Source organism: Promicromonospora sp. NPDC057488 (assembly GCF_042802395.1).
Lineage (GTDB): Bacteria > Actinomycetota > Actinomycetes > Actinomycetales > Cellulomonadaceae > Promicromonospora.
Window position 1 is genome coordinate 10844 of record NZ_JBHVEG010000014.1, and the last position, 22835, is coordinate 33678.

General features: G+C 62.8%; 21 protein-coding genes. 6 read left to right on the plus strand and 15 right to left on the minus strand.

Annotation, left to right across the window (positions count from 1 at the left end; all coding sequences use genetic code 11):
• Nucleotides 1–257 precede the first annotated feature (257 nt).
• The 8 genes from ACFU5G_RS04840 to ACFU5G_RS04875 all read right to left on the minus strand — a co-directional run bounded on the left by ACFU5G_RS04840 (nucleotide 258) and on the right by ACFU5G_RS04875 (nucleotide 9847).
• Nucleotides 258–731 (minus strand): NUDIX pyrophosphatase, encoded by a 474-nt coding sequence (locus ACFU5G_RS04840; protein WP_377241330.1) that lies wholly within the window; start codon nucleotides 729–731, stop codon nucleotides 258–260.
• Nucleotides 728–2038, minus strand: coding sequence for a nucleotidyltransferase family protein (locus ACFU5G_RS04845; RefSeq protein ID WP_377241332.1), 1311 nt, complete (start codon nucleotides 2036–2038; stop codon nucleotides 728–730). Before ACFU5G_RS04845 ends, ACFU5G_RS04840 begins: the two co-directional genes overlap by 4 nt.
• Nucleotides 1989–3254, minus strand: a complete 1266-nt coding sequence (locus ACFU5G_RS04850; RefSeq protein ID WP_377241334.1) for a DegT/DnrJ/EryC1/StrS family aminotransferase — start codon at nucleotides 3252–3254, stop codon at nucleotides 1989–1991. The genes ACFU5G_RS04845 and ACFU5G_RS04850 overlap by 50 nt, the downstream gene beginning before the upstream one ends.
• Nucleotides 3251–4213, minus strand: a complete 963-nt coding sequence (locus tag ACFU5G_RS04855; RefSeq protein ID WP_377241336.1) for a phosphotransferase — start codon at nucleotides 4211–4213, stop codon at nucleotides 3251–3253. The genes ACFU5G_RS04850 and ACFU5G_RS04855 overlap by 4 nt, the downstream gene beginning before the upstream one ends.
• A complete protein-coding gene (locus tag ACFU5G_RS04860; RefSeq protein ID WP_377241338.1) occupies nucleotides 4210–5904 on the minus strand; it encodes a carbamoyltransferase in 1695 nt (564 codons plus the stop codon). The genes ACFU5G_RS04855 and ACFU5G_RS04860 overlap by 4 nt, the downstream gene beginning before the upstream one ends.
• A 336-nt stretch (nucleotides 5905–6240) precedes the next feature.
• Nucleotides 6241–7509 carry a radical SAM protein gene (locus tag ACFU5G_RS04865; protein ID WP_377241340.1) on the minus strand — a complete coding sequence of 423 codons (1269 nt, stop codon included), beginning with the start codon at nucleotides 7507–7509 and terminating at the stop codon, nucleotides 6241–6243.
• Nucleotides 7510–8137: 628 nt separating this feature from the next.
• The gene (locus ACFU5G_RS04870; protein ID WP_377241342.1) at nucleotides 8138–9475 is read right to left on the minus strand and encodes a condensation domain-containing protein; all 1338 of its coding nucleotides are present in this window, start codon (nucleotides 9473–9475) and stop codon (nucleotides 8138–8140) included.
• Nucleotides 9476–9589: 114 nt separating this feature from the next.
• Nucleotides 9590–9847: a transposase family protein gene (locus ACFU5G_RS04875; RefSeq protein ID WP_377241419.1), complete on the minus strand. Its 258-nt coding sequence runs from the start codon at nucleotides 9845–9847 to the stop codon at nucleotides 9590–9592.
• 451 nt (nucleotides 9848–10298) lie between these two features.
• Between ACFU5G_RS04875 and ACFU5G_RS04880 the strand changes: the two genes are divergently transcribed.
• The 5 genes from ACFU5G_RS04880 (at nucleotide 10299) to ACFU5G_RS04900 (ending at nucleotide 15457) form a co-directional block, all read left to right on the plus strand.
• Nucleotides 10299–11813 carry a class I adenylate-forming enzyme family protein gene (locus ACFU5G_RS04880; RefSeq protein ID WP_377241344.1) on the plus strand — a complete coding sequence of 505 codons (1515 nt, stop codon included), beginning with the start codon at nucleotides 10299–10301 and terminating at the stop codon, nucleotides 11811–11813.
• Nucleotides 11813–13063 carry a type III PLP-dependent enzyme gene (locus tag ACFU5G_RS04885; protein WP_377241346.1) on the plus strand — a complete coding sequence of 417 codons (1251 nt, stop codon included), beginning with the start codon at nucleotides 11813–11815 and terminating at the stop codon, nucleotides 13061–13063. Before ACFU5G_RS04880 ends, ACFU5G_RS04885 begins: the two co-directional genes overlap by 1 nt.
• Entirely contained in the window at nucleotides 13050–14228 is a 1179-nt protein-coding gene (locus ACFU5G_RS04890) for an acyl-CoA dehydrogenase family protein (RefSeq protein ID WP_377241348.1), read from the plus strand. Before ACFU5G_RS04885 ends, ACFU5G_RS04890 begins: the two co-directional genes overlap by 14 nt.
• Nucleotides 14229–14267: 39 nt before the next feature.
• Complete coding sequence (locus ACFU5G_RS04895) at nucleotides 14268–14525, plus strand: phosphopantetheine-binding protein (RefSeq protein WP_377241350.1); 258 nt, start codon at nucleotides 14268–14270, stop codon at nucleotides 14523–14525.
• Between the two features lie 191 nt (nucleotides 14526–14716).
• Complete coding sequence (locus tag ACFU5G_RS04900) at nucleotides 14717–15457, plus strand: SAM-dependent methyltransferase (RefSeq protein WP_377241352.1); 741 nt, start codon at nucleotides 14717–14719, stop codon at nucleotides 15455–15457.
• A 196-nt stretch (nucleotides 15458–15653) separates the two neighbouring features.
• On the opposite strand, the gene ACFU5G_RS04905 is transcribed toward ACFU5G_RS04900, so the two are convergent.
• The 6 genes from ACFU5G_RS04905 to ACFU5G_RS04930 all read right to left on the minus strand — a co-directional run bounded on the left by ACFU5G_RS04905 (nucleotide 15654) and on the right by ACFU5G_RS04930 (nucleotide 21879).
• Nucleotides 15654–15857 carry a DUF5710 domain-containing protein gene (locus ACFU5G_RS04905; RefSeq protein WP_377241354.1) on the minus strand — a complete coding sequence of 68 codons (204 nt, stop codon included), beginning with the start codon at nucleotides 15855–15857 and terminating at the stop codon, nucleotides 15654–15656.
• Nucleotides 15858–16078: 221 nt separating this feature from the next.
• A complete protein-coding gene (locus ACFU5G_RS04910; protein WP_377241356.1) occupies nucleotides 16079–18061 on the minus strand; it encodes a toprim domain-containing protein in 1983 nt (660 codons plus the stop codon).
• A 212-nt stretch (nucleotides 18062–18273) separates the two neighbouring features.
• Nucleotides 18274–19569: an NAD(P)/FAD-dependent oxidoreductase gene (locus tag ACFU5G_RS04915; protein WP_377241358.1), complete on the minus strand. Its 1296-nt coding sequence runs from the start codon at nucleotides 19567–19569 to the stop codon at nucleotides 18274–18276.
• Nucleotides 19566–19805 (minus strand): ferredoxin, encoded by a 240-nt coding sequence (locus tag ACFU5G_RS04920; RefSeq protein ID WP_377241360.1) that lies wholly within the window; start codon nucleotides 19803–19805, stop codon nucleotides 19566–19568. Before ACFU5G_RS04920 ends, ACFU5G_RS04915 begins: the two co-directional genes overlap by 4 nt.
• Before the next feature lie 26 nt (nucleotides 19806–19831).
• Nucleotides 19832–21073 (minus strand): cytochrome P450, encoded by a 1242-nt coding sequence (locus ACFU5G_RS04925; protein WP_377241362.1) that lies wholly within the window; start codon nucleotides 21071–21073, stop codon nucleotides 19832–19834.
• Nucleotides 21074–21231: 158 nt separating this feature from the next.
• Entirely contained in the window at nucleotides 21232–21879 is a 648-nt protein-coding gene (locus ACFU5G_RS04930) for a response regulator transcription factor (RefSeq protein WP_377241421.1), read from the minus strand.
• Here ACFU5G_RS04930 and ACFU5G_RS04935 point away from each other — a divergent pair.
• A complete protein-coding gene (locus tag ACFU5G_RS04935; protein WP_377241425.1) occupies nucleotides 21805–22044 on the plus strand; it encodes a hypothetical protein in 240 nt (79 codons plus the stop codon). The genes ACFU5G_RS04930 and ACFU5G_RS04935 overlap by 75 nt on opposite strands.
• A 17-nt stretch (nucleotides 22045–22061) precedes the next feature.
• Here ACFU5G_RS04935 and ACFU5G_RS04940 read toward each other — a convergent pair whose 3' ends face one another.
• On the minus strand, nucleotides 22062–22502 hold the full coding sequence (locus tag ACFU5G_RS04940) for a hypothetical protein (RefSeq protein ID WP_377241364.1): 441 nt from the start codon (nucleotides 22500–22502) through the stop codon (nucleotides 22062–22064).
• Nucleotides 22503–22835 lie beyond the last annotated feature (333 nt).

Consider the following 22835-nt stretch of genomic DNA (forward strand, 5'->3'; position numbering starts at 1 on the left):
ACTGGGTCCATCGGCGATCCAGAGGTCGGCGGGACCTCTCATTGCGACAGCCCATTCAGGGGTCTCCCAAAAGGCCCAGTTGCGACTTGGGCGCCTCCCACCAACCCGGAGCCTGAATTGAGAAATTCTTTCCGAACTCATCTCGACAGGCTGGAAATGGGGATGAAGGACCCCGCTCAGGTGAGCCATGGCACTCTCGCCCGACAGCTCAATCTCAAGAGTCCAATCTCCTCGCCCAAACGCCTGCACGTTGCTCGTCATGCGAGTAGTCCACCTTCGCTCAGTGTCTTCACTTCCCATGCGGCGGTACGATTTGAGTCAAATTCGAGCATAGAACCTGCCTTTTCAAGGCCGACCCAGCGGGCCGATATGTGTTCGCTTGACAAAGTGAACTCTTGCCCATCGAGATTCACGCAGAATGCGTGTTCCATGACAATGAGGTGCTCATAACCCCACGTCAACTCGCCGGTGATATTGACCACCGGGACCGGAGATATGGTCGCAAGAGGACGCACCGCAGAAGTGGCACTCAACTCCTCCACGAGCTCACGCTGTGCAGCTTGCACCGGAGTCTCGTCATCTTCGCCGCCCCCTGCCACCCACTGCCACTTGTGGGAGTCGGCGCGTTGAAGGATTAGGAACTCAAGTGCGTCAAACGCACGGCGATATGGGACGACTAAGACTTGAAACGGAGCCCTCATCGGACTAGTACTCCAATCGTTGTGATTCATACTTGTAGTACCAGGTGTCCGTTCGCGCGGAGGCGTTCACGCATAGTCCCTGACCAATGCAGGACATCTTCCCCTCGACCCCGTGCACTCGAAAGCCAATCTGCTGTCGCGTACTCAGAAAGGTCTAGTTCTTCGGTCATCATGTCCCCGAATATCGAGTCGGTATGTGCCGTCGCCCAGGCTAGCGGCTCTTGTAGTCCATGGTGATGGATCAGTCTTCCCAATTCTTGCCGTTCCGGGCCGCTAAGTTGCCTCCAAGCCAGCGAGATGTCGGCGAACTGCGCCAGCGATATGTCCTTTAGCCGTATCGTTCCTTCAAACCAGCCCTCGCGGAACAGATGAAGACAGAGGAACAGGAGGGAGTGAGGAGGTGCCATGGCAGGAAGGCAATCTCCTTCCCTCACGGGAACCAAAACAGCAGGCTCTTGCACAAGATGAACCGGCACGTCCCAAGGGCTGCCATGCCATGTCAGGCTGTTGGCAACATCTATCACTACCACTGGGACAGCAACGTCGCCGGTTAGGCGGTTAAATGGTACCAAGTGGTCCGGCGATAACCGATAGAGCGTAGTCGTCTTTCTATCGACCGGAACTAGTGTCGCACTAGACGGATCGAACCGGTGCCCAGCTTTGAAACCAGCTGACATCAGAACCTCTGAAACACTCTCTCGGTGTTCCGGCAAGACCATGATGTCAAGGTCATTAAAGAGCCGCGTGCCCGTATTGCGGTAAAGCCATGTCTGGAGCACCACACCCTTCGTCCACACCACCGGAATCTTGTGCGCAGATAGGGCGGCGTTTATCTCGACTGCAGCCAGCGTTAACAGTGCCGACCTGTGACGGGAGTGGTAAAGCGCGTTGAGAACTGGGTTGCGAAGCCTTGTTGGCAGGGAGCGTCTTAGGCCGTTCACGTGCAGAAAGTTCGCCACCGAAGGTAACAAGCCGTGGCGCATCGCTAGCCCCACCATACGGTCGTGGTCGAAATGCGCTCTGCCAATTAGTTCGCCCGCTGCACCCGGCTCGGATGCGTGCGGGTGGCCCGCGACAAGTTCGAGAAACGTCCAAACATCGTCCGGATTTGACACAGGTGATTTTCGCATTATTGCCCCTTCGGTAACCGTTCTGCCTCGGCGAACTGATTGCCAGTAGGACGAGGCCATTATTGCGCGAAAAACTCTCAGGTTTCGGGCCGGGTCATTAGCTGCTTGCCCGGAAAGTGTCAGTGCACAAAGTGTCAGCAGTTCGCCCGAGTGATACTCAAAATGTTGATGCGAAAGGTTCGTCCAGCAGTAGGTGTTGATTCTCATGAATCTTCTCCACCGCGCGGACGACATCGACGAGTTCCTCCGGTTTCTCGAACAGCAGTCCGGATCCGGTCGCCTGGCCGAGCAAGACCACGCTGGCGCAGGCCGCCCGCGCCTGGGCTGCCGAGGCTGTTCGTGAGCTGGAGTAGTCACGGCTGTTGGCATCGGCGTAGATCGGTTCATCAGGGCAGGCGATGAGGTCGCGACGCTGGACGGGTATGCCTTCTGCGTGCAGTGCAGCGCGGAAGGCTGTGACCGAAAGGCCGTCGTTGTTACCGCGGCGGAATGCCTCACCATTGAAGGTGAAGGCTAGAGAGAACCAGCCGTGCGCCGTCACCCGTGGGTCGAAATCGGTGGGCATGGGTATAGACGTCAAGCCGGGCACGCTGGACAGTTCTGCGGCGAGGTACGCCGCGCCTCTCGCCTTCGCCGCAAGTTGATCCTTCAGACGCGCCAACTGGACACGCAAGATGGCGGATTGGAATTCACCCAGGCGCAAGTTCCATCCGAGTTGGGGGTGGTTGTTGGCGCCACCCGGAGGTCGGCCGTGATCGCGCAAAGAGGCTATGCGCGCTGCGAGTTTATCGTCGTGGGTGACAACTGCTCCGCCCTCACCCGCGGTGATGTTCTTCGTGTTGGCAAAGCTGAACACTCCAATGTTGCCCAGCGATCCGGTCTGGCAGCTATTCCAAGCCGCTCCGAGAGACTGGGCGCAGTCCTCGATTATCGGAAGTCCGTACCTCCTGGAGATGGCACACATGCGGTCCATGTCGGCAGGGTGTCCTCCCAAGTGGACTGCGATGACAGCCTTCGTCTTCTCGCTGATTGCTGCCTCTGCTGCCGAGCCGCTGATAGTGAGGGTCGCAGGGTCAATATCGACGAAGACTGGTGTGCCGCCGAGGAGGGAGACTGCTGTGGCTGTCGCTACGTACGTCATGGCGGGGACGATGACCTCGTCGCCCGGTCCCACCCCGACCGCTCTCAGGGCGATCATCAGGCCGGCGGTGCCGCTCGATACCACGGACGCGTGGGGCACTTGGAGATATGCAGCGAGCTCGGTCTCGAAGGACTCTCCCTGTGACCCGTTATAGATGCCGCCCCAGCGGCGGCTGTGTAGGACATCGGCTAGCGCGTCGAGCTCCGCCTGGTCAAATTGCGGCCATGTCTGGAAGGGGCGGGCGCGCAGGGGCTGTCCACCGAGAAGCGCGAGAGTGTTCATGGCCGTACCTCCTCCGCGATCCTCCGCAGCAGGTCGCGATACTTGACGATCCGAGTCAACTTCTCGTGGCGGCTTCTGGCGAAGGCGCGCATGCCACGGACCTCGCCCTCAGGCGTAGTGAAAGTCCGGGTCTCGGCCGCCTGCACGGTGATGTACAAATCGACCATGATTGCTCGGTCCTCCGCCGAGATTGGCATAACTGCGAGATAAGCACTCAGGTAGGACCTGAACGTCGTCTCCAAGAGATGTGCGGGCAGCTGAAGACCGACGGAGGCTACGTAGCCCCGAAGAACTTCGTATGACCGCGGGAAACGTGAGACCTGGTCGAAGTCGATGAACAGCTGCCGACCGGCGACGCAAGTCGTGAGAAGGTTCTCTGGACGTGCGTCGCCGTGGATCCAACTGCGGCCGGTGGCCGCCAGTGCCTGTGATCCAAGTCCGTGATCCTCAAGGACCTGCAGGCGCCACGCGATGGCGTCCCGGTGTTCTTGGTCCTGTGTCTGTTGCAGTATCCGCTCCAAGGCGAGGGGGGGCGGATCGGACAGTTCGAGGAAGTCCGCGCAGTGAGTGCCGGATCGGAAGTCTTGGAGTCGGTTATGGAGTGCGGCGAGCGTGACAGCGAAGCCCTGAGGTTGGGGTGGACAGGCCGGCTCGACGTACTCGGTGATCATGTAGCTGGCGTCGTCGATAACCGTAGTCAACTGGCCTGTCGCGGTCGGCCGCACTGGTGGGGCCAGTCCGGCGATCGCCGCGAACTGGTGTGCCTCAGCCGCGAGCCTGGCGCGCGTGGCATCGAATCGCCGGCCGAACTGCTTGACGGCCAGTAGCCCCTGATTGGTCGGAACTACGACGGTCTTTCCAACGTGCCCGCCTGGCAGGGACCGTGCCGCTCGGCGCGCGTGCAGACCATATTGGCGCAAGCAGGCGCTCAGATCCTCCTCAACCAAGACCGCGGTCACTTGGTGAGCACTCGGTTTCCCATTACCAGCATGTCAAGGCCCGAGGAGTAGAAGGTGCGGATGGCATCTTGTGGCTCGCACACGATCGGCTCCTCGGCGAGGTTGAACGATGTGTTGAGGACCGCGCCTACACCTGTCAGATCACGGAATGCACTGATCAGCCGATAGAAGAGCGGATTCGTGTCCGCACTAACGGTCTGCGGCCGTGCTGTGCCATCCACGTGAACAGCGGCTGGGATCAAATTCCGCGCTGTCGGTAGTACGGGCAGCGTTCGCTCCATGAACGGCACTGGTGGCTCCGATCCGAAGTAGGAGGAAAAGTCCTCGGCGAGCACCGCCGGCGCGAAAGGCCTCCACGGTTCGCGGAACTTCACCGCGTCATTCACCTGGTCCCGCGCGCTCACGCTTCGAGGGTCCGCAAGGATCGAGCGGTTACCCAGCGCGCGTTGACCGAATTCCATACGACCTTGGAACCAGCCGACGATATGTCCCTCGGCCAGCGCTCGCGCAGCAGTAGCAGCAGGATCCTCCACAGCAGGTGCCCTCAGCTTGGCGCGCGACAGCACGTCGTCGATCGATGCCTGGTCGAATGATGGACCGTAATAATTGTGGGCCATCGCGGGACCACGTTTCGCGTCCTGCAGAACACAGTGCGAGTAGAGAGCGGCTCCGACTGACGTACCGCTGTCGTCGGGGCAACTTGAGATGAAGACCTCGTCGAAGGGAGTCGACGACGTGATCTTGCCGTTGAAGACGGAGTTCATGAAGCTCCCTCCGCCTAGGACAGCTCGCTTCATTCCGGTCTGCCGGTGCAGGTCTGTGAGCAGATACTGCAGCGCGTCTTCGAGCACGTGCTGCACAGCCGCTGCAACGTCATGGTGCCGACTCGTGATGGCTTCACGGGGCAGCCGTGCGGGGCCGAACTGGTCGATGAATGAGTCGCTGACCGCCCCACGCGATGGGCGGAGATAATATCCGAAGTAATTGAGATCGATACGGACATTTCCGTCTTTTAGGTGAACGAGATCGCGAAGAGCCTTATAGGCGGCAGAGTCGGGATCACCGTAGGCTGCCAATCCCATGACCTTCCACTCATCGCGGTCGAGTCGGAAACCCAGGTACTCAGTGACAGCGCCGTACAGCAGCCCAATCGAATGAGGGAATGGAATCGTATCGATCGCCGTGAAGGATCCCCCCTCCCCGATTGCACTTAGGGCGGTGCAGTCCTCACCCCGCCCGTCGACTGTCAAGATCGCGGCGGAGTCGAAGGGGGAGAGAAAGAACGCATTGGCCGCATGAGCGTCGTGGTGGTAGACATAATCGATTTGTAGTGGCTTGTCAGCGGTTTGGAGCACCTGAGTTGTGTGTCCTTGGTATGGCCCATTCGTCAAAGCAGCGAGGTTGTTCGGAATTGAGTAGAGAGCCTCCGGATACCAACGGGCGCGTCCGGCGTAGCGGCCGTCGTAAACGCTGAGATCGATCGCCGGATTCGCGCTGACTGCCACCCGGTCGACAGCATCCATGCCCCCGGGGACGGTGGACAGGCAGTAGTCGATCGCACCAGCCGGAAATGCACGGGTGTGCTTCATCCGGGTAAAGCGCTCCTCGGCTGCGGCGGCGACGACCTTACCGTCTTCTATCAGCGCGGCGGAAGAAATGTGCATGTCATTGGCGATGCCGAGGATGCGCATCTCTCACTCTCCTGTCGGTGTGGCCCACGGGCTTTTTTTCTGTAAGAAGTGTCAACAAGCATGCGGTCAATGGTTGTGCCAGGGTCTGGCGTGGGAGAACCACGGACGGTCGGCCCGGATCCACCGATGGGAAACGACGATCAAAGAAGTCCGCAGCTGGGCTCTCGAGTCGAGCGTCGTGTCCAATTTTCAGGGCGATTCCAAATGACCAGTCATCACGAGCGCAGAGTGACTGCCGCAGTGTCAAGATGTAGTTCGATGGCCGGGCCGAAACCACGGTGCAGCTTTAGCCTGATCCTGATGGATTCGGCCCGGTCCTGACGGCGGCGCCGAAACTCACTCTGTGATGTGTCTTACTCGGTATGCCCCGCTTTCGATGATCTCGTCGATCTCAGCGTCGACTTGAATGTCGCCCACTTCACTCCGGCGCATCTCGATCGTCTGAAAGAGCGTGTTAGACCGACCTTTGAAAGGGTCGCAGGTCGGCGGGCATATCTGGGGAAGAGTTGGCATCATGCTTGAGCGAGCAGTGCCATCCCAGACTTCTTCGAGGCTATCTTCGATGACCGACCCATAATGCGCTGCCCCTGGGCGAGGGTGGTAGTTACAGGGGTACATATTGCCGTCCGAGCCGATCGAGGCCATCAGTTTGGTGATGCGACATGAGTCGAACTGTCGGCGTGTTGTGGCTTCGGCTTCCACGTCGTGGATTCTCAACACCTCGAACGTCTCGTCTGCGAGCTCATCCTCGATTCGGTCGATCAAGCGCGCACAAACGCTCCGCTGGTGAGCATCAAGGAGACGCAGGCAAGATATATCTCGCTTGATCTTGAAAGTCATTGCGCCTCGCTCCTTCGCTTGGCGGGCGGACTCGTAGACCTCTTCGAAGTTCCCGGGGTAGACGATGAAGCCCACGGATATCTGGAGGTCGGTGCCCGCCGCGTCCTTGGCATCGCGGAGCCTGCGAATTGATTCCAGTGCCTTCTTGAAGAGATGTACTCCTTGGGGCTTGCCGGAGTACTTGAGCTTCGCGTATGTGTCCCCCGTGGCTGCGTCCATGCTGACGTGAACGAAGCCCATTCGGGCCATGACTTCAAGATCCTTGTCACCAATCAGGATGCCGTTGGTGAATATGCCGGTGCGCAAACCAGCATCATTAAGCATTTTGATGGCAGGAATGAGAGACGCGCGATTGACCAAGGGCTCGCCGATCAGCCCAGAGAAGTTTACGGTTTCGATGCCGAAGACCTGGTCGCCATTGTCAGTGGGCACGACGCGCTTGAAGTTGATGATTTGGGAGGCAAGCCGTGCCATCGCCCCAGGGTCGCGCAGGCCGTCCGGAAGGATGGTCTCCTCCGTCTTGGCCGCGCTGATCACGATCGTCTGACCAGACCCGTTCGTCGATGTCATGGGGACGTGGTCTCCGATGCACCAGTCGCAGGTGAGGTTGCAAACCGATGACCCGTGGATCATTACCTCGTGCGGTGGTACGTTGTGACCCTTCATGGCAGCGGTATAACGGTCCCGATGCCGGCGCAGAATGTCGAGTTCATTGAATCGTCCGGGGATATCCCTGCGAATTGCGGCTGCGATTGGTGCGGACACGAAATGCCCTTCCGTTGATGATTGCGCTTCTTTGTCGCTCTCATTGCGCTACTTCTTCGCCTTCGCCGGCCCGGACACCCATCTTTGATTTCCTACGCCACTTGACCACCAGCAAGATGACAGGCGAACTGGCGTGGCGCTCCTTCAGGAAGTGCGGACCAATGCGAGAGCAAAACGTTACTGCCAGGCAAGTAGGTTCTCGATCATGTCTCGTTTGTGTGAGGAGTCTGAACCGCCTTCGGTTTCGTGGAGAGTTCCTCCCTTAAAGGGATCCTGATCGTGTCGACATCGAAGATTTAACCGGATGAGTTGAAGGCCCGTGCGGTGCGCATGGTGCTGGAGCACCGGTCGGAATACCCGTCGCAGTACGCGGCAGTCAAGGCAGTGGCCGAGCGGTTGGACGTCGGTGTCGAGAGCTTGCGATTGTGGGTCAAGCGGGCCCATGTCGATGCCGGGCAGGCCCCGGGGGGTCACGACCGTGGAGTCGGCCCGAATCAAGGAGTGGTGGGAAGAACTTCCATCCAACCGGGCCGAACACGCCCGCACCCACTCGTCCCACCAGCAAGTGCGCAGATCACAGCCCTATCTCACGGCTTTGCCGTGGCTCTGGCGTCAAACCGAGGACAGTTCACTTTCCTAGCAGCTCCTGCCACCGGGACGCTGGGGGTAACGTAGCAAGCTGCTCGATACAGGATCGAAAAGCCGACAAAAACTCCGCAGCGTCGGCATAAAACTGTAGACCATTCACGTGTACGCGGATTGTCATCTCGCGATCAGTGCTGGGAAACAGCTCGAGCTGCACGCGATATGGCAACGACTTCGCCAGCGAATCCATCACGATTCGGGTGTCATCGACGCCGGGCGCGGGATCCGATACTGCGGCATTAGGCGGCCTGAAGTTCATATAGACCATACCGTCGAGCGACGGAGTACCTAGAGCCTGAGCAACGTGACTCTCAAGTATTTCAATTTGGCCGGGGCGGTATCGAGCATGCATGTAAGCACCTAGCGACTGTGACGCAACCAGCCGCAGGAGATCTTCGACGGATCGAGCACTTGCGATATCGAAGGGCACGAACGCATTGAAAGTACTTGGTGCGATACACACCGCACCCCTGATGGAGTTGCGGAAGAGACTCTTAACCATGCCTTCAGTGCTCGATGTCTCTTTGTGTGCCACAACAATGAGCGACATAAGCAAGACCGCTGCCACGGGCACACGAAGCTTCGAGGCTATGGCCTTCGCTTTCACGAACGTAGATCGACCGCTCGCGACCGCTCGCGTCGCAACGCGAGTGCCATTACCCGGCTTGACCAACCAAGTCGAATCGGCACTTGCCAAGACGCTAGTAGCCCAGCGCTCGTTCCTATCCGCCTGTTGAAGCCCCCGATCCGATGACTCGTACTTCCGCACATCCGTCAATTGAACGGCCGGAGGCAGCTTTCTACCATGTAAGACATCATCAATTTCGCCTCGCAGAGTGGTCATACCAGCTCCATCAGCGACATAGTGTGAAACCCAAATCTCACAACGATCTGGCGGGCTTCCGACAATAAGGCACCTCAGCGGAGGGCCTTGATCAACACGAAGCTCACTCGCCGCCCGATGAAAGAGACGCTCTTTACTGTCATCGTCTACGTAACTCACCCAGTCGGCTCGCGAGAACACTCCCCAACCGCAAATTTTTCCTGCATCGATATCCACGATTACACGAAGAGCGTCATGACGGCAAATCAGTTTATCAATCGCATCCAACACCCGCTCGGCATGCCTCCCGTCCTTCAGGGAGATCGACTTACGCAGTATCATGTGGTGTGGATTCTCGTCATTTCGATGTGCGGCAATAAGAAAATCCAACTGCCCCCAAGTCAGTGAATCATCATCAGACAAAACCTCGAGACCGTCGATACGCATAAACACCTTCCTTCTCCCAAAAGTTCTCCCATGCGGCACGGCGATCACCATGGACGATGTCCACCGCGGCCTCAGAAGGGGCATGAGTCACGGCGAAGGACTCCGTTGTCGATCGGGTTCGAAGTTGCGGGCTCCGGTGAGGATACGAGCTATTTTTTGACGGTGTCAAGTATCAATTTGGTGGCCCGCGTGGCTCGACTTCCCGTCGATCGCGAACACGCGGCGTCCGTCCACGACGGCGGCCCGGGTCATCGCCCAGGCACCCAGCAACTGGTCCAGCACCTCGGTGTCCAGGCGGGCGAAGAACCGCCGGAAGTTGGACTCGTCCGCGACTGACTTGCTCATGCCGAGCCTGCTGAGCCGTGCGTTGCTGGCGTCCCGAGCCCACTCGGCCATCGCCGTGAAGCCCTTCGCGCCCGTCAGTACCGCTCAGACCGCGACCGCCACCAGCGCCACGACCGTATGACGCCGCTCGCGCCGGTCCCGCGGGTCGGGCAGCCTGCCCAGCAGATCGAGGAGGAGATCCTCACGCGAGACGACCATGGTCTCGGGGCGCAGCGATAGACGAAGATGACATGCGCGGGCGTGCTCGAGGTGTGGACCGACAGGTGTAGGAACTACCGATCCAACCTGCTCAGAGCACGCCCGCACCCGACCATGTACCTGTAAAGACGCAGACCACAGCCCTACAAGACACCTGTCGCTCGGACTTTGCCCGAGCCCTGGGTCACACGAACACGTCGTCAGCCGCGACGTGGCGCGCGTGCGGGGCGCCGGCGATGCGATAGCCCGGCCTACCAGCTATGCACGCTGGTAGGGTCTCTGCCGGACACTGGCGTTCGACCCTGTGCGGCCAAATGAAGGCAGGTTACGGATGGACGTTGCTGCAGCCGCCGGCTCCGGCCATGCGGGACGTGCATCAACAAGCTCTGCGACTCTCGCTAGCAGCCTCCTCGAGGCCGCTGCGATCCGCGACCCCAGTGCTGTCGCACTCTACGACAATGACGGCCCCTGCACCTACGCCGCGCTATCCCACGAGGCGGGACGGTTCACACGGTGGCTCCTAGACCGCGGCATTCGGCGTGGCGACAGGATTGCGATCGATGCAGTCCCTGACCGCAGGTTCGTATCAATGTTGCACGGCGGACTCGCTGCTGGAGCACTGATCGTGCCCATCTCCGTTGAGCTCACCACCCCCGAGCGGACTTATCAGCTCATTAACGCCGACGCAGCGCTCATCGTCTCGTCGCGGTCGTCGTCGGCGGGACTCGAACCCGTCACTATGTCTGCAGCCGAGATATGGGATCGGCTACCAGAATCGGCAGCTCAGGCGCGATCAACCGTTGTAGACCCTTCCGACGCCGCACTGCTGATCTACACCTCCGGCAGTACATCTCAGCCCAAGGGGGTCCTCTGCCGACACGCTCAGGTGGCATATGCAGTCAGCGCGATCGGTGCGCGCCTCCAGTATCGAGCTGACGATATCGTGTTCACACGCCTGCCCTTGTCTTTCGACTACGGCCTGTATCAGATCTTCTTGTGCGCTGACGCTGGAGCGGCAGTCGCCTTCCCCCCACCTCAAGCGGACGCAAGACTGCTCGCTGAGATCAGTGCTGTAGGCGCCACCGTTGTGCCGCTCGTCCCCGGGCTTGCCGATATGTTATTAGCGCTGTCTCGTCGGAGAAGTGGTGACCAGACCATCCGACTCTTCACCAACACAGGTGAACGGCTGGAGCCGGGGCGGATCGCCGAGTTGCGGAAGCGCTTTCCTGGCGCCGCTGTCCAACTCATGTACGGGCTCACGGAGTGCAAGCGAGTTTCGATCGGCGAACCGGACGGAGACCTCAACTACCCAGGCTCCGTCGGTCGGCCCCTCGACGGGACCACTGTCGCCGTGGTGGATTCGTCCGGGGCCAAACTACCTCCCTTTACAGTTGGCGAACTCATCGTCACAGGGCCTCATGTTATGGCCGGATACTGGAAGGCGCCGGTACCCACACAGAAAAACTTTCAGGAGCACGCATCTGGCCACAGATCCCTGAGCACTGGGGACTGGGGCTACCTCGACGATGACGGCCAGATTTATCTAAGCGGTCGCAAAGACGACCAGTTTAAATCCCGAGGCGTACGAACGAATGTCCTTGAGATCGAAGAAGCGGCCAATACCATCCCAGAGGTTCGAAGGGCGATTCTACTCCCGCCCCGTGACAACGCCGAATCCACGCTCTGCGTGATTTCGGATCTCCCGCCCGAAGTCGTGCTTCGACACCTCCGGGAACGTCTAGAGTCTGCGAAGGTACCTCGCCACTGCCGAGTGTTTGGCTCTCTTCCGACAAGCGTCAACGGCAAGGTGGATCGATCGGAACTAGAAAGACAGGTACGCTCATGATGTCCCGTGAACTAGAATTACTCGCAGAGCGATTCGGGACTCCCCTGTACGTCTACCAACTCGAAAATGCTGCCGCGGCCTGGGCAGCCCTTTCTCTCGCACTTCCGGAGCGGTCTCTGCTCCACTATTCACTGAAGGCCAATCCTCACCCTGACGTTGTCGCGAAACTGATCGAACTCGGCGCCCGAGCCGAGATAAGTTCTCCCGAGGAACTGGATGTTGCAGTATCCAGTGGGGCTTCGCCCAATGAGTGTCTCTACACTGGTCCGGCTAAGACTGAAGCGGAACTCGGATACGCAATCTCTAATGGTGTCCGACGCTTCTCGATTGAATCCGAGCGGGACTACCTAAGAATGCGACGAGCTGCGGCCACAGCAGAGGTCCAAGTGGAGTGCCTTCTCCGCATAAACGGTCAACCTTCGGGAGCCACCGGACTACGCATGACCGGTTCCGCCTCTCAATTCGGCATTGACTTAGGTGCCCTCAAGAGCGGTCGCCAGGCCCTCGCCTCCACCGCGCAAACGCGGGTCGTAGGGTTTCATCTCTTCCCCGTCAGCAACGCCCGAGACGAAGGTAGCTTGCGCGACGCGCTCGTCGGCAGTATCCGGAGCGCGCAAGCCGCGGCCGAGATTCTGGACATTCCACTTGAGCTGGTCGACCTCGGGGGCGGGTTTGCCGCTCCATATGCGACCCCCGGACGCCGGCCCGTATATGACGATCTTAAACTTGAGCTGGAAACTGCACTCGACGACAACTTGCCTGGCTGGCGTCAAGGCCAACCCCAGATCGCCTTTGAATCAGGTCGATACTTGGTCGGAGACAGTGGAGAGTTTATCTGCACGGTAATGGACGTGAAACGCACCGGGTCACGCACATTCGTTCTACTCGACGGAGGAATAAACCACCTCGGCGGCATGGCAGGCCTAGGCAGACTAATACGCCCGAGTGCTTCTCCCAGGTCCGACGGCGGCACATCCGACGAGGTGACTTTGGTAGGACCACTCTGCACACCGGCAGACGTGCTAGGAGTCGCTGTGAGACTTCCGCCAGTCAAGCCCGGCGACAAATTGGTGTTTCCGAACACTGGTGCGTACGGGCTTACTGCGAGCCTAACCGCGTTTCTGAGTCGACCAGTTCCGGTAGAGATCGCATTAGATGGCGAAAAGACTGTCTCCGCGACGCGGATGCAACGTTACAGAGCTGCCCTCGACGGAACAGGGCCTAAGGAGCCGAACCATGCGCACCACTGAGTCGTCTGACCCGCTGGCTTTGGCGAGAGCGTCCGTTGGAGCCCTAGCCGCCAACGCCGAAGATGCCGACCGAGACGCGGCCTTCCCAGTCGCTAGCCTGCAAGTTCTCCGGAAGAACGGCTTGCTAGGTCTGCTCGTGCCAGTGAAATACGGAGGGTTAGGAGGCGACCTCGACACCCTCGCGGCTGTTGCACAAGTTCTAGCCGCTGGTTGCATGTCCACGGCAATGGTCTGGGCGATGCACTGCCAGCAGGTCCAAGTTCTCGTCGATCACGCCTCAGCTGAACTTGCAGAAGGCGTCCTACCCCGAATCGCTGCTGGCCATATATATATGGGATCGGTGACTACCGGGCCCAGCGGTGGTGGCACACTGATGTCCTCATCGTCCCCCCTCCGGCTTGAGGATGGTCGCCTCCAGATCAGTCGCCAAGCACCTATCGTGACAGGCGCGATGCATTCCGACGGATTCCTCATCACGATGCGATCTTCCGAGGACGCGCCAGACCAGAGCGTAAGCCTTGTGTACGCGGATCGGTCTCAACTGGCAGTTGAACCGACCACCAATTGGGACACACTTGGTATGCGCGGCACAGAGAGCCTTGGCGTATTAATTTCCGGGGAGGTTCCAGCGTCTCAGACGGTCGGGGCGCCCGGGGACTTCCGAATGATCGCCATCGAGTCAATGGCTCCGACCGGCCACATCGCCTGGACTTCGTGTTGGTTGGGCGGAGCACGAGCCGCCATGACCGACTTTGCCGAACTGCTTCGCTCACCTGAGCGCCCGAAAGGTGTCGACATCTCATCGGACTTAGTCAGGGAGCGACTGGCGAGAATCCGAATCGACCTTGAACTAGTTGGTGCCTACCTCCACCGCGTGATCGAAGAGGTTCTTGAAGTCCAGCGCAGAGGCGGGAGTCTTGACAGCCCGCCCGTGCAGATCCATCTGAACACGTTGAAGATCGCAGCCTCTGAACTAACATACCGGTCTGTCGACAATCTCTTGCAACTCGCCGGCCTATCCCTCGGGTATCGCAAGGATTCCGCTCTCGCACTCGAGCGTCGCCTCCGCGACTTGAGATCAGCCAGCCTCAACTATTCGAACGACCGGTTGCTAATTTCCACTGGCGCCCTATGCCTGTTGGACCGCAATGTCACGGTTATATAATCAGAATACATATAGCGAAGATCCAAGAAGGAGCGTGCCATGACCAATTCACAGATCGACTTAGAGCCAATAATTCGCCCGTACCTGCCCTTGCTGGGCTCAGAGACCCCACTCAGCCCAGACGACCGCCTGTCGGACTTAGGGTTGGATTCGCTGGGAACTGTAGGGCTGCTCATCGAGCTGGAAGACGCATTCGCCGTTTCTATCCCCGATGAGTTACTTACGAGTACTACTTTCGACACAGCCTCCTCCCTCCGCCAGGTGATTGAGGCACTTCGCGAAGCGGCTATCGACTGATCATCGTGGTCTAATCGCAATTCGCCAATGCGACCGGTGAGTCGCCGCAGGTTCTTCTAGCGGCAGTATCAGCACGCAGCGCATGAACGGGCCCATTCAACCCACGACCTACGACGCACCACCTCAGGAAAAGCCGTCTGCGTGATTGCCAAAACGAGCCTTAAGCAAACCTGGCCGGAGGAAACTGTTCAGTGTCAAACACATTCGAGTCAGACAGAATGTCTTTACGAGAGTTCCAGCGCCTCTACCTCGATGAAGATATGCATCACAGCAGCGGATGGTTTGCAGATCCGAAGGCATCGCTGGACGTCGCGCAAGTTCAGAAGTCTTTGCGACTGGCCGATGCTCTCGAAATTGAGCCAGGCATGAAGGTCCTCGATGTTGGCTGCTCTTGGGGAGCGTTCGCACAGTGGATTGCAGCGCAGGGAGCAGACGTTACGGGGCTAACAGTCGACCCTGAGCATGCCGCCTGGGCGCCGCGAACGCCTAACCTGAACATCGTTGTTCAGCGCTGGCAGGACTACACCGGAACAGTAGACCGAGTCGTTTGCATTAACGCCTTGGAGAACTTTGATGAACGTTCGGCGTTCTTTCACAAGTTGCGAGACTGGCTCAAGCCTGGCGGTCAAGCGGTAATTTGGTCGGTCACTGCCGATTCCTCCATATATCGTGCGCCGTCGTTATCAGATGTGCTCGGCTGGGCCGATGATGCGCGGCTGGAGGTAATGTGGTTGGCGCCCGATCTCGCCCATCACTATGCCGCGACACTGGCATGCTTTGTGTCAAATCTGGAGAGCGCGTACATACCGCCACAAGATCAGGCCTCGTTGGAGATGAGGAACCGGCGGCTCAGATTCTATAAGACATCGAGAACGTTGCTAGAAACTGGCCGTAACAATATGGTCGAGATTGGCCTCCGTCGTGTCGACTAAAGCCTCGCTTCAGAATGATCGCCGTGTCCGTTGTGCCTGACCTGCCCGTCTGTGGCAGGCTGCGGGCTCGTGGTCGAGGATTTGGCCTCGCTCATTCGCATGATGGATAGCCCGACCTGATCGCTTCGTCCAATCTGTTTCTTGACCCTGTTGGGTGTAGTTCGTGCAGGTCAGGGACCAACGTCGATGCTTCGCATCACCGCCACCAACATCGCCCGGGATGCGCGGCATCCCGGGCACCACACCAGGTTCCAGCACCAGTTTCAGCCGCCCAGCGTTTCAGCCGCTTCATCCCGGGCCGAGGCGCGAACCAACGCTTCGCGTCCGGTGCCCACCGGGCACCGAGCTCCTTGACTTCGTCCTTCTCCTTGAACGGCACGTCCAGCCAGATCCGCTCCATCGCATCCGCCCCCTTTCACCAAGCCCATCTCTCGCGGTCGACCTCTACGGAACAGGCAACACGCGTCGCCGAAGCTCGTCCCGCGGCGACGCTACCGACCGGTCCCCGTGGAGGAGACCCAGAGCTCCGAGCTGGTAAGAACCTGTGGATACTGCCCGTTGTTGACTGCTCGACACCGCTAGGTTCAAGGGCTCCGGGCGTCCCCGTGTCTGTCGAAATTCCTACCAGCCCCAGCCGCCGGGCTGCTGGTACGCCCGGTCGGCGGCGTCGCGACGCGCCCGCTCGTCCGCGTCGTAGCGGATCTGGGCGGCGCGGGCTCGGGCTTCGGCCAGAACCACCGGGACGCGCTCCATCGGTCGCGCCCCGGGACGAACGCACTGCTGGGCTCCGAGGTCCTGGCGGGTAGTGATGGCCTTCAGGGCCTGAGCGGCACCAGCGTGCGCCTGTCCGCGTTCCCCTTCCGTCACGCGCGGTCCGAGCGGGTCGACCGGGTCGGTGACTTGGTAGCGGTCGCGGTAGGCCACCACCTCCCGCATCGCTGTCTGCCATGCCTCGCGTGCCCGACCGTCCGGAGGCGGCGGGGTGGTGCTCTCCATCCAGAGCTGCGGGTTCGTTATCGCGTCCTCGACCAACGTGTCCAGGCGGGTGGCGATCAGGTCGGCGTGCCGAGTGAGCCAGGCGAGCACCAGCGGATCCGTCACCGGTCTCTCCTGCCCAGCCCTTCCGGTGCCATCGGCCACGGAAGGGTGCTCCGTGTTGAGGCCTGCCTCGGTCTGGGCCTGGGCGGTGATGCGGTCGGCGAGGTGGTCGGTCATGACCTTGCGCACCGCCCCGACGTCCAGTCGCTTGTGGTTCTCGGCACCGGGTGTGTGGCCGATGGTCGGGGCGACGTGCTCGGTCAGGGGCAACCACTGGTCCAGCGCGACCCTCTCGTAGAGGTGGTCGACCAGGGCCCGCAGTTGCGGGATCTGGCGCTCGAAGTGGTCCAGGTTCCGGATGGTCTGCAGGTTGGGTTCCATCGCGAACCAGGTCAGCGGAATGGTCTCCGCCAGCGCGCCAGCGCGCCAGCGCGCCGGCGCGCCGGCGAGAGCGTCGGGGGCGTCGGTCGCGGTCTGGGCGGGGTCGGTCGGCAGGTCGAGTGCCTGGGCGTGTGCGGCTTCCTCGGGGGTGAGCAGGGACCAGACGCGGGCGGCGGCGGTCCGGCCGGCGGTGTCGGGGTCCAGGGCGACGATCAGGTCGGTCAGGTCCCTGCCGGTGGCATCTCGCAGGGCTTGCAGGTGCTGCGCGGTGATTCCGGTGCCGCCCGCAGCGACAGGGACGATTTCGATACTGGTCTGTTCCGCGAGGCGGGCGGCGGCCAGGTGGAGTGCGGCGTGGTCGGTCGGGCCTTCGACCAGAACCGGTCGCGCTCCCGCAGCGAGCCGCGTGATGGCGTCGGGGTCGAGGCCGTAGACGAGCTCGCCCTTGCGATAGGCCGCGGTCTCGGGGGTGTTCAGGTACTTCGGGGCACGCCGATCGCCGGTCTCTGTCTCAGTGGGCTTGATGCGCCCGGTAACGCCGACCACCACGCCCTTGTGGTCGCGGTAGGGGAACACGATCCGGTTTCTGAACTTGTCGATGACCTTCCCACCGCGGGTGCGGGTCGCGACCCCAGCGGTGACGAGCTGGTCCGGCGGGTACCCCAACGACTGAAGATGGTCGGTCAGGCTGCTCCACGACGCAGGAGCGGCACCCCACTCCGCGTCGACCAGGCCGCGGCTGGCCATGTACCGGGTCGCCCAGGACTGGGTGGCCTTCTGCCGGGTCCACCAGGTCCAGGCGTGCGCGGTGATCTCGATGACCAGGTCCCGCTCCCCCACGTCGACTGCCACGGGCTCCTGGGCGCAGGTCCCGGTCGGCTCACGATCCGTGCCCGTCGGGACGCCCGGCCCGGCCGTGGCGCTGCTGTCGGTGCCGGCGTCCTTCGGCGATGCGTCGAGCGACGGTGTGGACGCGATCGGGTCACCAGGTCCGTCGTCGCCGGCTGTCGGGGCGTCAGGGGCCCAGAGCCTCTTGTCGGTCGTGTCGGGTGCGGTCGTGATCCAGGCCGGCAGTTCTCGTCCGTCGTGGTCATGGGCACGGGGTAGGCCGAAGCCGGGTCGCTGTGAACATTTCAGCACTCCGTGCGCGATCGTGCCGCCGGCCTGCACCAGGCGCGGCGGCACGGGGCGTTCCCTTCGGTCTCTCGTTGAGCTGGCACGTGGCCTGGACGAAGCCGGGCGCTACGGGTCGGCATGTGGTGCAGGATCCACGCCGCCTGCCCGCCGTCGACCAGCAGGTCGGTTCCAGTGACATAGCCGATCCTGCGGGCGATGGCTTCGCCCATGCCTCCCGCACCGGCGACGACCACGACCTCGCGCTGGCCGGGGGCTGTGTGTCAGGCTGTTGCGACATCGCTCACCACCTCTCTGGTTGTCGTGATGACGCCGTCGGGCAGGTCGCCGACGGCGTCGTGCCACGCCGCACCTGCCGCGATATCTCGGCGCCAGGGGCGCAGCGCCCGGGGCGGCATGCCGATCGCAAGCACGCCAACCAGGCGGTCGCCGGTGCGGTACGCGGCCAGGCACCGGCGTTCGGCGAGGTCGCCCTCGACGATCCGGACCTCCTCGTGGCCGCGCAGGTAGCCGTACGCCTGGATCTTCAGCTCGTACTGGTCCGACCAGAAGTACGGCACCGGGGCGAACGGCCGGGCCGCTCCGGGATCGAGCAGGTTGCGGGCCACCGCCAGCCCCTGCTCGGCAGCGTGGGTACGGTGCTCGATCCGCATGGAGACGCCGAAAAGCGGGTTCTCCCACCGGGCGACGTCGCCAACGCCGTAGACCCCAGGCGCGGCCTCGCAGAACTCGTCGCAGACCAGGCCGTCGGCGACGGGCAGCCCACCAAGTTCCAGCCACCCGGTGTTCGGCACCGAGCCGACGGCGACCAGCACGTCGTCGGCCTCCACGGTCGTGCCGTCGCCCAGCTCCAGCCCGCCGTCGTGCACCTGCGTGACCCCGGCGCCGGTCCGCAGGTCCACGCCCCGCTCCCGGTGCACCTGGGTCAGCACCTCGCCGACCTGCGCACCGACAGCGTGCGCCAGCGGCACCGGGGCGGGCTCGACCATCGTGACCTCGCAGCCCAGGCCCCGGGCCACCGCGGCGGCCTCGGCGCCCAGGAAGCCGGCGCCCACCACCGCCAGGCGCCGGCCCGGCCGCAACCGGTCGCGCAGCACCAGGGCATCCTCCAGGTCCCGCAGCACATGCCCGCCACCGCCCGGCAGGCGGCGGGGGCTCACCCCGGTCGCGGCGACCAGGACGTCGTAGGGGACCTCCTCCCCCGTGTCCAGGGCGACCGTCCGTGCACGCGGGTCCACACCGGTGGCCGTCACGCCCAGGCGCAGGTCGAGGTCGAGTGCCTCGATATCCGACGGCGGGCGCAGCGGGAGCCGGTCCGGCTCCCACTGACCCGCCAGGACCTGCTTGGACAGCGGCGGCCGGTCGTACGGCATGTGCGGCTCGGCGCCGACCAGAGTGATCCGCCCGGTGAACCCGCCCCGGCGCAGTCCCTCGACGGTGGCCAGGCCGCCGGCCGAGGCACCGACCACGACGACGTCGCGCACCGGGGCCCCGGATGCCGCGCCGGGTTCGGTGCCAGGTGCGGTGCCGGGTGCCGCGCCGGGTGCTGTGCCGCTCACAGGGCGACCAGGCGCAGCGCCGCAGCCGGGCAGACGGCCACGGCCTCACGCACGTCGTCCAGCACGGCCTCACCCGGGGTCTCGTCGAGGATCACGGCGACGCCGTCCTCGTCGCGCTGGTCGAACACGTCCGGCGCAACCATGACGCACTGGCCCGCGGCCACGCACCTCGGCTCGTCCAGCTCGATCCGGTGGGTGCCGGTCGTCGTGTTGCCCGTCAGGGTCTCGTCGTTCACGGGTACGCTCCTCTCCGGTCCGCGGGTCACCAGGTCACCGGCAGGGAGTGCAGCCCGTAGGCGACGCCCTCGTACGCGAAGTCCACGTCCTGCGCCGGGACCGCGAGCCGCAGGTCCGGCACCCGTCGCACCAGGGCCCGGAACGCCTCCTGCAGCTCGACGCGCGCCAGCGTCTGGCCCAAGCACTGGTGGGCGCCGTACCCGAACGCGTGGTGCGAACGCGCCGCGCGGGTCAGGTCCAGCCGGTGGGGCTCCGGGTACTTGGCGGGGTCCCAGTTCGCGGCGGCCACGTCGAGGATCACGCCCTCGTCCTTGCGGATGACGTCGGCGCCCACCTCGATGTCCTCGTTCGCGATCCGGCGCACGCCGGTGTGCACGATGGACAGGTACCGCAGCAGCTCCTCGACGGCGCCGGCAACCGCCTTCGGGTCGTCCACGATCGAGCGGAAGTACTCCAGCTGGTCCGGGTTCTCCAGCAGGGCCAGCGTGCCCAGCGCGATCATGCTGGCCGACGTCTCGTGCCCCGCGATCAGGATCGCGGTGGACATCGACAGCGCCCCGCGCATCGTCATCTCCCCCGCCTGCACGCGGGCGGCGAGCTCGGACATGACGTCGTCGGCGGGCTGCGCCATCTTGGCCTGCATCGCCGCCGCGACATGGCCGCCGAGCACCGCGCCGGCCGCCGCGTGCTCCTCGTCGGTGGCCTCGTGGCTGACCAGGGTGTGGCTGGCGTGCTGGAAGTCTTCCCGGTTGCCGTAGTCCATGCCGAGCATCTCGGTGATCACGATCGTCGGCACCGGAAGCGCGAACGCCTGCACCAGGTCGACCGGCCCGGAACCGGCCAGCATCTCGTCGAGCAGGCCGTCCACGAGCTCCTTGATCCGGGGCCGCATGGCCTCGATCCGCTTCACCGTGAACGGCAGGTTCACCGTCCGGCGCATCCGGGTGTGCTCAGGAGCGTCCGTGTTGGTGATCAGCGGTGGCGTGTGCTGGGAAGACACGCTGCGACCGCGAGTCATGTGCGGGTAGCCCTCCCGCTTCTCGTCGATCGAGAGCCGCGGATCGGTCAGCAGTGCGTGCTGGTCGGCGTACCTCGTCACCAGCCACGGCGTGGAGCCGTCCCAGATCCGGGCGCGGGCCATGCGCTCGGCCTCGGTGGTGGCGCGGACGTCCGCCGGCTGGGCGAACGGGCAGCGGGGATCGCGAGGGGTCGGGTAGTCGACGACGTCAGGCGATCGGTCCGCGGCGCTGAGCGTGGTGTCGGTCATGGTCGGCCTCCTGGGGGTTCGGGTGCTCCGATCCCATCAACCAGGGCTGACCCCGACCGGACCCGAACCTGACGCGAACCTGACGGCTGCGGCGCGACCGCAACCCTTCACGTCTCACCCCCACGGCGGCCACGTCCGCCGGCCACCGGAGTCCTCGCTCAGTCCCCGGCGACCAGCGAGTAGCCGAACCCGCGCTGGGTACGGATCAGCGCCGGCGACTCGCGGTCGACCTTCCCCCGCAGGCGCGAGACCAGCCGCTCGATCGCGTTGTCGTCCCGGACCTCGCCCCACACCCGGTGCGCGATCTGCTCCTTCGACAGGACCGTCCCGGCACGGATCAGCAGCGCACGCAGCAGGCGGTACTCCGCCGGGCCCAGACCCAGCTCGCGCTCACCACGCCAAGCCTGGCAGGTGGCCTCGTCCAGCCGGAGCTCACCCTGCGCGAGGATCTTGTGCCGACCCACGCCGGAGGCGCCGCGCAGCAGCAGCCGCACGCGGGCCAACAGGTCCCCGACCCGCAGCGGCTTGCTCAGGTAGTCGTCACCGCTGAATCCCACCTCGGACGCCACCATGTCGACCTGGCCGCCCGACGCAAGGAAGAGGACGGGCATCTCACGCTCTTGCGGTGCCCACCGGGGAATGTGCCGCAGGCCGGGCAGGCCGGTATCGACGACCAGGAGGTCGAACGGCGTCGTACGCGCGCGGTCGACCGCCTCCGGTCCGGTGCTCGCATGCTCGACGTCGTAACCCGCAAGGCCGAGAGTCGTGCGGAGAAGATCAAGCAACTCCTCGTCGGAAGCAACCACCAGGACCCGTTCCGTACCGACGCCGACCCCAGGTGCACCGACCGCGACCCTGTCCTCCACTGCTGCCATCCGCCCCTCCAGATCCGGACAAAGACCTCCGGATCAGCGTACGCGGCCCGAGGTGAAATCCGGCTTCGCCCCGACGGCCGGTGCGACGGCGCCTGAGGAAAGGCGGAACCCAATCAGGGGACGACCGGATCAACATCTATCCAGAGATACAGGTGTTCCTTCTGCTTCTGAGCCATCCGGGCCAAGATCCCGAGGTCCTTGAGCAGGCGACGCACCACGGCCACCGTCAGCCCTTCGGCTCGCACCTCGTCCGTGCCTGCCCACTGCACCGCAACTGTCCAGCCACGCAGGCCACGGCTTCCGGCAAGCCGGTCACGCAAGTCGTCACCGAGAGGAAGAACGACCTGCCGCCCCTCATCGACGACTTTGACCGGATCCGGCGCGCCCACCATGACGTCCTTGAACTCACGGCCGGTGAGGATCGACTCAAGCTGCCACAACCCCACCGGTCCGGGATCACAGACAACCCCGCTCTCCGGCCCGCTCTCCAGCGCGGCTCCCGCACGGGCGTCATCAGGACCAGCGAACACCACCTGTCTCACGAGAAACCCCACACTCTCCTCCTTACCAATCGGGAAGCTCGTAGCGCGGTCAAAGTCAGGATGCCGCCCTGCGTCCGAAACAGAGGCGGGTGTCCATCGCGCCTCGCGCTCCATTGATGAAAATGGTCGCCGCGGTCTCTGCGGACGCCACGTCGATCGAGGTGCGCAGTGCCGTTTCCGTTGATCTTGATCGCCCATTGTGTCTACAGGCGTCGGTACCTGAACCCGGTCCGGTCCGGCCATATTGGGTCTGACCTGGTCAAAGAGGCGCGTCGCGGGCAGACTTGCTGCAACTTCGTCCCACTCGCGCGGAAGGGCGTCCCATAGTGCGGCGTCAGGCTCTTT

Bases quoted from the DNA above. Each gene is read 5' to 3' on its own strand.
- ACFU5G_RS04840 (WP_377241330.1), bottom strand. From the start codon at position 731: ATGAATCACAACGATTGGAGTACTAGTCCGATGAGGGCTCCGTTTCAA.
- ACFU5G_RS04845 (WP_377241332.1), bottom strand. From the start codon at position 2,038: ATGAGAATCAACACCTACTGCTGGACGAACCTTTCGCATCAACATTTT.
- ACFU5G_RS04850 (WP_377241334.1), bottom strand. From the start codon at position 3,254: ATGAACACTCTCGCGCTTCTCGGTGGACAGCCCCTGCGCGCCCGCCCC.
- ACFU5G_RS04860 (WP_377241338.1), bottom strand. From the start codon at position 5,904: ATGCGCATCCTCGGCATCGCCAATGACATGCACATTTCTTCCGCCGCG.
- ACFU5G_RS04870 (WP_377241342.1), bottom strand. From the start codon at position 9,475: ATGGTGATCGCCGTGCCGCATGGGAGAACTTTTGGGAGAAGGAAGGTG.
- ACFU5G_RS04880 (WP_377241344.1), top strand. From the start codon at position 10,299: ATGGACGTTGCTGCAGCCGCCGGCTCCGGCCATGCGGGACGTGCATCA.
- ACFU5G_RS04885 (WP_377241346.1), top strand. From the start codon at position 11,813: ATGTCCCGTGAACTAGAATTACTCGCAGAGCGATTCGGGACTCCCCTG.
- ACFU5G_RS04890 (WP_377241348.1), top strand. From the start codon at position 13,050: ATGCGCACCACTGAGTCGTCTGACCCGCTGGCTTTGGCGAGAGCGTCC.
- ACFU5G_RS04895 (WP_377241350.1), top strand. From the start codon at position 14,268: ATGACCAATTCACAGATCGACTTAGAGCCAATAATTCGCCCGTACCTG.
- ACFU5G_RS04905 (WP_377241354.1), bottom strand. From the start codon at position 15,857: ATGGAGCGGATCTGGCTGGACGTGCCGTTCAAGGAGAAGGACGAAGTC.
- ACFU5G_RS04925 (WP_377241362.1), bottom strand. From the start codon at position 21,073: ATGACCGACACCACGCTCAGCGCCGCGGACCGATCGCCTGACGTCGTC.
- ACFU5G_RS04935 (WP_377241425.1), top strand. From the start codon at position 21,805: ATGCTCGACGTCGTAACCCGCAAGGCCGAGAGTCGTGCGGAGAAGATC.